The sequence below is a fragment of the Vogesella lacus genome (assembly GCF_979366295.1).
In genome coordinates this window covers 36,375-47,132 of record NZ_CEETQT010000016.1, presented here as the reverse complement: position 1 = coordinate 47,132, position 10,758 = coordinate 36,375, and the positions used below count along the sequence as shown (strand labels likewise).

Annotated in this window: 11 protein-coding genes; all 11 read right to left on the bottom strand. The window is 59.6% G+C overall.

Going from position 1 to position 10,758, the window contains the following annotated elements; all coding sequences use genetic code 11:
• Window positions 1-272: 272 nt before the first annotated feature.
• Window positions 273-968, bottom strand: a complete 696-nt coding sequence (locus tag ACZ9W6_RS16945) for a hypothetical protein (protein ID WP_465192366.1) — start codon at window positions 966-968, stop codon at window positions 273-275.
• Complete coding sequence (locus ACZ9W6_RS16940; protein WP_465192365.1) at window positions 949-3,531, bottom strand: DUF3631 domain-containing protein; 2,583 nt, start codon at window positions 3,529-3,531, stop codon at window positions 949-951. The genes ACZ9W6_RS16945 and ACZ9W6_RS16940 overlap by 20 nt, the downstream gene beginning before the upstream one ends.
• A complete protein-coding gene (locus ACZ9W6_RS16935) occupies window positions 3,528-3,833 on the bottom strand; it encodes a hypothetical protein (RefSeq protein WP_465192364.1) in 306 nt (101 codons plus the stop codon). Before ACZ9W6_RS16935 ends, ACZ9W6_RS16940 begins: the two co-directional genes overlap by 4 nt.
• A gap of 87 nt (window positions 3,834-3,920) precedes the next feature.
• Window positions 3,921-4,250 carry a hypothetical protein gene (locus ACZ9W6_RS16930; RefSeq protein WP_465192363.1) on the bottom strand — a complete coding sequence of 110 codons (330 nt, stop codon included), beginning with the start codon at window positions 4,248-4,250 and terminating at the stop codon, window positions 3,921-3,923.
• Window positions 4,247-4,426, bottom strand: coding sequence for a hypothetical protein (locus tag ACZ9W6_RS16925; protein ID WP_465192362.1), 180 nt, complete (start codon window positions 4,424-4,426; stop codon window positions 4,247-4,249). The genes ACZ9W6_RS16930 and ACZ9W6_RS16925 overlap by 4 nt, the downstream gene beginning before the upstream one ends.
• 374 nt (window positions 4,427-4,800) lie before the next feature.
• Window positions 4,801-5,022, bottom strand: coding sequence for a helix-turn-helix transcriptional regulator (locus tag ACZ9W6_RS16920; RefSeq protein WP_465192361.1), 222 nt, complete (start codon window positions 5,020-5,022; stop codon window positions 4,801-4,803).
• A gap of 265 nt (window positions 5,023-5,287) precedes the next feature.
• The gene (locus ACZ9W6_RS16915) at window positions 5,288-6,505 is read right to left on the bottom strand and encodes a tyrosine-type recombinase/integrase (protein WP_465192360.1); all 1,218 of its coding nucleotides are present in this window, start codon (window positions 6,503-6,505) and stop codon (window positions 5,288-5,290) included.
• Window positions 6,506-6,998: 493 nt separating this feature from the next.
• Window positions 6,999-8,351 (bottom strand): tRNA uridine-5-carboxymethylaminomethyl(34) synthesis GTPase MnmE, encoded by a 1,353-nt coding sequence (mnmE, locus tag ACZ9W6_RS16910; protein WP_465192359.1) that lies wholly within the window; start codon window positions 8,349-8,351, stop codon window positions 6,999-7,001.
• Between the two features lie 196 nt (window positions 8,352-8,547).
• On the bottom strand, window positions 8,548-10,188 hold the full coding sequence (gene yidC / locus ACZ9W6_RS16905; protein WP_465192358.1) for a membrane protein insertase YidC: 1,641 nt from the start codon (window positions 10,186-10,188) through the stop codon (window positions 8,548-8,550).
• A 17-nt stretch (window positions 10,189-10,205) separates the two neighbouring features.
• Window positions 10,206-10,415: a membrane protein insertion efficiency factor YidD gene (gene yidD / locus ACZ9W6_RS16900; protein ID WP_465192357.1), complete on the bottom strand. Its 210-nt coding sequence runs from the start codon at window positions 10,413-10,415 to the stop codon at window positions 10,206-10,208.
• Complete coding sequence (gene rnpA, locus ACZ9W6_RS16895) at window positions 10,391-10,753, bottom strand: ribonuclease P protein component (protein WP_465192356.1); 363 nt, start codon at window positions 10,751-10,753, stop codon at window positions 10,391-10,393. The genes yidD and rnpA overlap by 25 nt, the downstream gene beginning before the upstream one ends.
• Window positions 10,754-10,758: the final 5 nt, after the last annotated feature.

The window sequence follows — 10,758 nt, the reverse complement described above, 5'->3', positions numbered from 1 at the left end:
TGATCTCCATCACCAGCGCGGCTTTGCGCTTGGCGGTCCAGCGTTTGATATCGTCTTCCATGGTCATGCTCATCACGTGCTCCTGTGTGAATTATGACCTGTGCAGGTTTTTAGTGGGTCATTACATTTGCTCAATGTGGCGGAGAGTTCGGGCAACTCGCGATAGTCCGACAGAAACTGCTGAATCTGGCCTAGCGTCAAGCCGCGGCCGGCATCTGACAGCATGTTCAGGATCTGATCTGCCAGGCTACCGGCGCGCGCACCGCTTTGGGTCATGCGGCTTGCCTCCCTTCCTCTTTGTCCTGCCGGGCACATTGTCCGATGTAGTGCCATTGGCCGTACTGCGCATGCCCCGGAATGTTTGATACCCGCCAAGGCTTGTACCGTTTGCCGCAGATGCCAAGTGTCTTGCTGGCTCGCGGGGTTTGCTTCACGCCTACCAGTGACAGCGCCATTGCGCGATCGTCCGGCGCGGTATGTTCTCCCTGCCAGTGGCGGCAACTCAGGCAGGGATTGTCGGTTGCGGCCAAGCTCTCTGCCTGCTGCCGCTCGTGGCCGCCGTCGTACTCCATGATGGCAGCGCGTTCTTCGATGGCTTCGCGGACGTTGTGCCAGCGGTCGATATGCGCCTGCCAGCCGGTACGGATAGTATCGGCGTCGTACTCACCGGTGGCCAGTTGCCGCCGAATGATGGCCAGGTGTTCGGCCTGCAAGTCTGGCGGCCAACCTTCCAGCGTGGCGACTTGCGACACCAGCTTGGCCAGATCATCGGGGATGGGGTGGCCGGTATCGTTGGCGGCAGCGCGTAGCTGGTTCAGCAGTGCTTGTTTGTGGGTGATGAGGTATTCCCTGGCTGCGGGGGTGATGCGTTCGGCAGGGGTCACCCGCAAGCGGTCCTGGTTGGCCAGTGCCACGGAAAGACCAAACTCGGGTAATGCCAGATGGCGATCAGAAATATTCGGCTTCATCGTCTTTCTCTCCTTGCTTGGCGGTTTGGGGGTTTTTATCCGCAACAGTGCAACATTCCTTATTTGGCGCGGGTTTCAGCGTTGCAGATACGATTTTTGGCGCGGTGTCGGAATGGCTATCCGCAACGCTGAAACCCTTGCCGTTATTGGCTTGTTGCGTTGTTGCGGATAAATTCCTCCCCTCTGCCAAGTAGCGGGTAAAGGCATCCTGAAACTGGCCAATTTCGTAGCCGCGGGGTGTCTCGTAACCGATGCGAATCACCTTGGGTTTGATGCCAAACTCACTCAGTCGGCGGGATAGCTGACGGGCCGTCAGCGGGCGGCCACGGTTATACGTTGGCCACGGGGATTCCTCGTCCTCGCAGAGGGCCGACAGCAAATCGGTGCTGCTCAGCTTGTCGGCGCGACGGTGGGCAAAGGCCGCCCTGATGTCCCGCAACAGTTCTTCGTTGATGCTCGGTGCTTCTTCCTCGCTACCGGTTAGCCGGATGGCCGCCAGACGTGCCAGCTTGGGCCAGTCACCGCCAGCCAGATCTGCCAGGGCAAGCAAGGGTTCCCAGTTGTCGGCCGTGCGGTTACTCAGGCCGGCAACATCAGGACGGGACTCGGCAAACAGCTCGCCCACATCCTCCGCCCAGCGGGCCAGCTGGCGCTTGACCAGGTGGAAAGCCTCGCGGTCTGCATGGCGCAGGTTCTCGGCATGTTCGCCGGCTACCTTGCGGCGCATGGTCAGCACCACGGCACGGCTCATGATGGTGTCGGGCAGGTTGCCAATACCGGCCAGTGCCTTGGCTCCCCAGACGCTGAATGCCCGTGGCTGCAGTTCGCCGCCGACTTCGACCACTCGCACAATGGTGGCGGTGTCGCGGGTATGGCCGGCATTCAGCACCCCGCGCAGCTCCTCATTGTCTTTGGCGAAGGTGTCGGCTTCATCAATCATCAGGGTTGGCCGCCAGGCCTCAACGGCACGGAACAGGGCTGCCGGGGTGATGTTGGAGGCGTATAGCGGACGGCAGGACAACTTGGCCAGTGCCTGCAACAAGGTGGATTTGCCGCAGCCTTTTTCTGGGGCGGTAATCACTGCCAGCGGCAATACCGTGGCGTGTTCGGTAAACCAGCTCATGGCTGCCCACAAGGTGGCGGCACGCAGGGTTTCGCGGTCGGTAATCACATAGCGGGATAGCAGTTGGTAGGCCGCATCAAGGACGGCCGCGCCATCCACATCAACCGGCCACGGCTCCACATCCTCAAACAGGATGCAGCCACCCGATGCCTCACCTTCGCCAGCCTGTTGCTGGCCGGCTTTCCGTTCGGCCTCTACCAGCTTGTCCAGCAGGGATAGCGGGACATTGCCCAGTGCCTCGGCAGCAGCTTTGCGGATCCGGCCATAAGCCAGAGGGCGCAAGCTGGCCAGATGGCGGATATAGGCGTCTTCATCCTCTGGGCGAGGCAGCGCCGGCATGGCTTCCGTGTCGTTGCTGGCCTGATTGCCTGATTCATTTTGGGTATCAATTTTCGCAATAGACCCCCCTTGTAGGGACGGGCCATCGCTAGCCGCAACATCGTGGGCTTCATTCGGTGGAGACAGCGCCTCTGCGACTGCCGCCAATCCGGCCAGCTGGTGCAGGTCGTTAAAGTCGCTTGGCGCTTTACCGTGAGCTTGCTGGTGTTGTGCCATCTGCTCCAGGGTGAATACCGGCACCACCGAACGGCCACGGCCCTGCAGCAGCTCGGCGGCGCGGCTGGCCGCCTTCTGGCCTGTCAGGCTTTCGTCTGTATCGCCACACACCCACACCTGCACATCCATTGGCAAGGCGCTGGCCAGCCGGCCGGCAATCGTCACCAGATTATGGGCATTGAAGGCCACCACCACCGGCCAGCCCGTCGCCTGGTGCAGACTGCAGCCCGTGGCCCAGCCTTCACACAGCAGCACGGTATCCGCGCCCTTGATCTGGCCCAACACCAGCGAGGCACCCTTGACCTGGCCACCGGTCAGGAAGCGCTTACCGCCATCGGCACCAATGATCTGCAGATTCACCAGCTCGCCACCATCCCGCAGCGGGATCAGCAGCATGTCGCGCAGCTGGGCCGCGCCCTTGGGCTGGATCCCTTTGGCCTGCAGATAGGCATGTACGCTGCTGACGGCATGGCCACGGCCCCAAAGGTTGGCCGCCTTCTGTCTGGCTGTTTCGCGTTGCTGCTGGGCCAATGCTTCGGCTTCGGCCTCTGCGGCCAACCTGGCGGCCTCGATGGCAGCACGTTCTTCTGCATTGGGTGGGATGTAGGGCGTTTCCGGCCGGTAGCCGTGCCTGATCGCTTCGGCAAACAGGCTGGCAATGGTCACGCGGCCAGCTGGTTTGATGCTCTTCCATACCGCTTTGGCTGCCTTGGCCTGATAGTTCTTGGCGGTCTGGCTCCAGTCGTCCCACAGGGTGAAACCGGCATCACCTAGCTCGGACTTGATCGCCATGCCCACGCATACCCATGCATCACGGTCGTGGGCATCGATATACACCAGTGCGGCGCGAATCGTATCGGCCGGGTTACGGAAAGGGGCATTCATGCGGCACCCCCGTTATGGTCGAGTGCGGCCATCAACGCATTTACCTTGCGCTGAGTGGCGATATCGTCAGCCACCGCACTAGCAGCCACCAGATAGCAGGCCGTCACCACCAGAAAGCCGCGCCGGCTTTCCGGGGGCAGACCATTCAACGCCTCGGTCAGCCAGTACGGCGAAACCGGCTTGCCGGCTCTGGCCTCGGCTCGGACGTTATCCAGGATTTCAATCGCTTTACCGGCCCCGTAGCGATACGCAGGCAAGCCGGTGGCCTTGCCCAATGGCAGGGCAATCAGATTCTTGTGCATGGAGTGGCCTCTACAGGGGGCGTGTCAGGGGCAGGCTGTGTTGGGCAGGTGCTGTGTTACCCATATCAGGCAGCGGGATGGCATGGCTCATTCGTCGTCCCCCTCAAGGCTGGCCGACAGAGAACCCAGCAGGCCAACAATCCAGCCGCGCAGGCGTTCTTGCTCAGTCTGCAGTTCGCCCACCAGCCCCAGCCGGAGCAGTAGCTCGTTCTGGCAGCCGCGCACGGTGGCCTGTATCGAGTCGGGGCGGGCGGCGATCGAGAAGGCGAGTTCACCTTCCAGATTGCCCATCACATAAGAGCGGGTACCGTGGCCATCGTGCGAGATCTCGTCCAGCGACTCGGCGCGAACGTTGGCCGCAAAGGCCAGCAAGCGGCTGCCTTCTTCGGGGCGGAATGTAAGCAAGCTGGGGGTCATGCTTGCACCTCCGACACGGTGAAGCCTTGGGCCGCCGGCACGATGGCCACGCGCTTGCCTTGCGACACCAGCAGACGCGCCATTGCGCATGCCTGGGCATGAGTCGGGACAGTTGAAACTGGAACAGAGAAAACGGGGAACGGGGAGCGAACGACGCGCAGGGCGATGCTAGACATGGTGCATGTCTCCTTGACTAGGTTAGACCCGCCTCCCGACGCCAATCGGGGGTGGCAGGCGCATGGCGGGATTGGCGTACCGGCGTCAAGGAAACCGGCGCGTGCAAGCACGCTCCCACCATGGCCCGCCATAGAAAAGGACGCACCAACGGTGTTACGGACGGACGCAAAAAATGCCGCTTTGGGCGGCTGTCCGCCTTGACTGTTCGGGACGCCAATCCCGGTGCCGCTATTGAACAGCACGGGCGCATTATGGCGCTGCTGGTGTGGGGTGGCAAGCGAGTGTGGCAGGCTAGGGGCTGCCCAAGCGGACACGCCGGCCAGGCTCAATCGACGCATCCAAGAAGTCGGGGTAAGGAATGACAAGGTAGCCATTACGCGGCCTCCTTGCGATTGGCAGCCTGCTCAGCAATCCAGGCATTCACTTCGCTTTCCAGCCAAGCAACAGCACGACCACCCAGTTTTACCGGTTTGGGAAAAGTGGGGTCATAGTCGTTGGGACGTTTTGGATTGGGGGTGATACGGGCGTAGATGGCGCTCTTGCCAAGCCCGGTTTTGCAGATCAGTTGCGGCAAGCGCAGCAGGGTGTCGTTCATCAGAGGCAGCTCCTTTTCATGGGCGTAATAGCGCTTTGAAAAAAATCTGCCTCCTCTGAGTAGGGGGCTTATTTATTGGGCCATGCCATTCAAGCTCCGTCAATCACGGCTGTTTCCCGGCGCTCTTTCGCATGACATCATCTGGCATCACCTGAGACCATCTAGGACTGTTTAGCGCGGATTAACGCTACTTAAAAAAAAGCTGCTCGTTGTATGTTTGCCACACAAGAACGGACTTTGGCGGATACTGTTGGACGCTGGCAGACTATGCACTACGGAAAAGCGGTATCACCTCCGCGCCCTGTACCGCCGACTGTACGAAGTCCGCCCAGGCTTGCATGATTACCTTGCGTTGCTCAGCATACTCGGCACGGTTGTACACGCCCTTGATGCCCACGATTTTGTGAGCCAAGGCTTTTTCGATGGCGTCGGATGGATGTCCCATCTCGTGCAGATGGGTGGACGCAGTGCGACGGAAGTCGTGCAAAACGAAGTGCTGCACATCCAGCGATAAGGCTCGCACAGCCTGATTCAGTGTGCTGCTGGCAATCGGGCGATCTTCCATGCCTCTGCTGGACGGAAACAGATACGCCGAGCGGCCAGCCAGGTGGCGTAGCTCCTGCAGCACGGTTATGGCTTGGTGCGACAGATACACACGGTGTGGCCTGTCTTTTTTCATGCGATCGGCGGGGATGTCCCACACTCCCGTATCTAAATCGACTTCACTCCAACGTGCCTCGGTCAGCTCGGTTTTTCTCAGCATCGTGATAGCCAGCAGGTGTAGAGCCAGCTTAAGGCTACGGCGGATATCCGATGCATATACGCCGCGCAGTACCTGACCTACTTCTTCCGCAGATAACACACGGGTGCGACTCTCTTCACTGGCAATGAAACGGGCAACTAGTGCACCTGCCGGGTTGTGTTCAACCAACTGACGAGCAATTGCGTAGTCGTACATGCGCTTGAGGACATTACGAGCAAGCAAGGCCATTTTGGGAGCACCTCGCGATTTGATACGGTCGCATAGCTCCAGCACATCAGCTGGCTTCACATCGATGAGAGGCATCCCCCCCAGCCAAGGCAGCACATCCTTTCTCATGATGCGGGTCATGGTGCGTTGGTAGCTTGCCGACTTGTCGGGTAGTTGCTCGGCCAGCCATTCGGTAGCGAAGGCCGCAACAGTATTTAGCTTCTCCGCTTTGGCGGCCTGAACTGCTCGTTTGGGTGACTCGCCACGCGCCACCAAGCTAGCCCATTCGTCACGCTGCTTGCGGGCAGAAGCCAAACTGATTTCTGGGTATGGGCCAATCGTCAGGGCAGCTTGGCGCACTCCGTGCAGTTGGTAGCGATAGCGCCAGATCTTGGCGCCGCTGGGCATAACTTCCAGTAGCAGGCCATTGGTGTCGCTGACCCTGTACCGTGCTTCCTTGGGCTTTAGCGCTTTGATTGCTGTATCAGTGAGGGGTTTTGCCTGACGAGCCATGCGTCACTCTCCTTTAGGTACACAGATTGGTACACACGAAATTCGGCTGGAAGCCTTGCCAGTGCTAGGTTTCTGGGGGTGGCCGGTACTCAAAGAATGGTTTGGCTGGCTAGAAATAGGCTTTTTCGAGCTAAGAGGCCTGCAAACGAGCTGTTATGTGTACCTAAAACACCTCGCTTTCGAGGTAGTCACAGCCTTTAGGTACACAGAATCGGTACACAGGAATAAACCCAGAATCCAAGCTAGCAAAGGCTTGTGCGGGTGTCTCATGCTGAAAAATAGCCCTCTCGCAAAGACAGGCCATTCAGAACCTGATGAGGGGACTTTTTTAGGTACACACAGATACTCGCCACATAGTCATGTGTACCTAAGTGTGTACCTAAAACTTGCGGAAGTCTACGAACCTTTGCGAACGTTAAAAAACGGAAAAGCCCCGTTGTTCGGGGCTCTTGTGGAGTATCGCGAACTTTGGCAAACCTTCGCGAACGTGATTTTATTTTCCTATGCAGAAGCGGCTGAAGATGACACCGAGCAGATCATCCGGGGTGAATTTACCCGTAATCTCGGAAAGGTTATTTTGTGCGATGCGCAATTCTTCGGCAAATATTTCTACCATTTGCCATTCTGCTTCGGCGCGCGCGAGGTGTTCGCCGGCGCGGGCAATGGCGTCGAGGTGACGCTCTCGCGCCAGGAACACGCCTTCGTCCTCGCCCTGATAGCCGATCATTTCCAGCAGCAGCGCGCGCAGCGCATCGACGCCATCGTGGGTACGCGCCGACAGGCGGATCACCGGATGGCCGTCTTCTTGGCTGCGGCCAACCTGTTCGCCGGACAGATCCACCTTGTTGAACACATGCACGCGCGGCAGCGCGGCCGGCAGACGAGACAGGATAGCCTCGACCTCGGGCACGATGCCGTCGCGGCTGTCGATCAGCACCAGCGCGAGGTCGGCACGTTCGACGGCTTGCCAGGTGCGTTCGATACCGATCTTCTCGACCACATCGTCGGTCTCGCGCAGACCGGCGGTGTCGATGATGTGAACCGGCACGCCGTCGATGACGATTTCCTCGCGCACGGTGTCGCGGGTGGTGCCGGCGATGTCGGTGACGATGGCGATATCGTCACCGGCCAGCGCATTCATCAGACTGGATTTGCCGACATTGGGCTGGCCGACCAGCACTACATGCATGCCTTCGCGTAGCAGCGCGCCCTGCTTGGCGGTGCGTTGTACCTTGGCCAGCTGTTCGCGCAGGAAGCGCAATTTGCCCAGCGCATTGGCCTGTTCGAGAAAGTCGATTTCTTCTTCGGGGAAGTCCAGCGTGGCTTCAACCAGCATGCGCAGGGTAATCAGGTCGTCCACCAGTTTGTGGATCTCGCCGGAGAACGCGCCCTTCAGCGACTTCAGCGCACTCCTGGCGGCGCTTTCACTGGCGGCGTCGATCAGGTCGGCCACGCTCTCGGCCTGGGCCAGATCGAGCTTGTCGTTCAGGAAGGCGCGCTTGGTGAATTCGCCCGGCTCGGCAAGGCGGGCGCCGAGTTCGAGGCAGCGGCTGATCAGCATCTTCATCACCACCGGGCCGCCGTGACCCTGCAGCTCTATCACGTCTTCGCCGGTAAAGCTGTTGGGGCCGGGGAAGTACAGCAGCAGGCCGTTGTCGATGGCGCTGCCATCGGCAGCGTAAAAATCGGTGTAGGTTGCGTAGCGCGGCTTGGGCGTCTTGCCGCCGCTGATCGCCTGGGCAAACGGCAGCAGCGCGCGGCCGGAGATGCGCACCACACCCACGCCGCCACGGCCGGGGGCGGTGGCAATCGCGCAGATGGTGCTGGGGGTGTAGGCAAGATTCATCCGGTGTGTCCTTTTGCGGCCAACCTAGCGGGCGGCGCGTGTGTCGTCTGGCGGTCGTGCAGCAGCTTGATGCTGCGCAGGCTGTCTGGCAAAAACCGCGTGGCCACGGGCTTTGCCAGTCGTCCTGTCCTGATGTTTTATATCAAAAAGCCCGACCAGATGGCCGGGCTTTCTGTTACTGCAAGGTTGGCCGCAATCAGGATTGCAGGGAGGCCTTGCGGGCGTTCTCGATAGTCTTGTTCACATAGTACTGCTGTGCGATAGACAGAACGTTGTTCACTACCCAGTACAGCACGAGGCCGGCCGGGAAGAAGAAGAACATGACCGAGAAAATCAGCGGCATGATCTTCATCATCTTCGCCTGCATCGGATCAGCCGGCGGCGGGTTCAGATAAGTCTGCGCGAACATGGTGATGGCCATGATGATAGGCAGCGCATAGAACGGGTCAGGGCGTGCCAGGTCATGGATGTACAGCCACTCGGCCTGACGCAGTTCAACCGAAGCAAACAGCGCCCAGTACAGACCGATGAATACCGGAATCTGGATCAGGATAGGCAGACAGCCACCCAGCGGATTCACTTTCTCGGTCTTGTACATCTCCATCACGGCCTGCTGGAACTTCATGCGGTCGTCACCGTACTGCTTCTTCAGGTTTTCCAGACGCGGTGCCAGCACCTTCATCTTGGCCATCGAGCGGTAGGAGGCGGCGGTCAGCGGATAGAATACGGCCTTGACGATCACGGTCAGCAGAATGATGGCCCAGCCCCAGTTCTGAACCATATTGTGCAGCTTGTCCAGCAGCCAGAACAGCGGCGAGGAGAAGATGTGCACCATGCCGTAGTCTTTGGCACGATCCAGTTCCGGTGCGATCTTTGTGATGGTTTTGTATTCCAGCGGGCCGGCAAACAGCGGCATGCTGATGCTGCCGGATTGGCCCGGAGCAACATTGACATTCACCAGTGCAGCGGCGGAGTACAGGCCGTTTTTCGGCTCGATCAGGATCTGGCAGGCCTGGCCACAAGTGCTCTTGCCTTCAACGTTCTTCAGAATCCAGGCGCTACCGAAGTAGTGCTGCAGCATGGCTACCCAGCCATCCTGCGAGGCCTTCACGTACTCGGCCTTGTTCTTGTCCAGATCTTCGAACTTCACTTTCTGGTAGTGACCTTCGCTGGTGTAAAGCGCCGGGCCGGTATAGGTGTAGGCCATGCGGCTTTCGCCTTCCGGGGTCTTGTTGTCGCGCAACAGACGGAAGTAGGCGTTACCAGCCAGTGGTGCGGTACCGGCGTTGACGATGTCGTAACGCACGTCAACCAGGTAGCTGCCCTTGTGGAAGGTGTAGATCTTGGCCACTTTCACGCCATTGGCTTCCGGTGCGGTCAGACGCACTTCAACCTTGTCACCCTGCAGGGTGTACTCGGATTTTTCGGCAGTGAATTGGGTCTTGTGGGTTGGCAGGGCAGGGTTGCTGCCGGAGATCAGGCCGGTCTGCGCGACATACAGGCGATCGCCCTTGTCGGTAAACAGCTCGAACGGCTTGTCGGCATCAACAGTCGCGTCATGCTTCAGCAGTTGCATGCTGCGCAGGTCGCCGCCATTGCTGTCGATCTCGGCGCGCACCAGATCAGTGGTCACCACGATACGTTGGCCACGGGTAACCGCGCCATTGTCGGCCGGGGCCTGAGCCTGACCGGCAACAGCCGGAACGTCGGCGCTGGCGCCGCTGGCTTGCTGGGTCACGGCGGGTTTCGCTACCGGCTTCGGTGCGAAGAACTCCTGCCACAGCAGCAGAATGCTGAAGGACAGTACGATAAATATGACGAGGCGTTTGGAATCCATCTTGCTTTCCGGGAAAGTCAGGGAACCGGGTCATGGCCATGGCCACCCCAGGGGTGGCAACGGCTAATCCGTCGTATCGCGAGCCAGCCACCCTTGATCACCCCGTGCTTTTGCACGGCTTCCACTGCATAGCTCGAGCAAGTCGGCTGATAGCGACAGCGTGGCGGCAGCCATGGGCTGATGGCCAGCTGGTAGAAACGGATCAGGAGGATGACGAGTCGCGACATCGGGCTAGTTTAGCAAAGAGTGCCGACAATGCCTTGATTGCTTCGTGGTATTCGTCGCGGTGGTAGGCCTGACGGGCGCGCACCACGAAATCCACCGCCGGCAGTGTGTGCCGGTTGAGGCGAAACCACTCGCGCACAGTGCGCTTGATGTAGTTGCGGCGATTGGCGCGTTTGGCCACCTTTTTGCTGACCACCAGGCCCAGGCGTGCGTGGCCCAGATTATTGGGCCGCGCATAGACCTGGAACAGGGCATTGCTGCGTGCGTTGCGCAAATGAAAAACGGATGAGAACTCATCCGTTTTCAACAGCCGGTGCGCACGGCGAAAAGTCTGTTCCAAGCTGA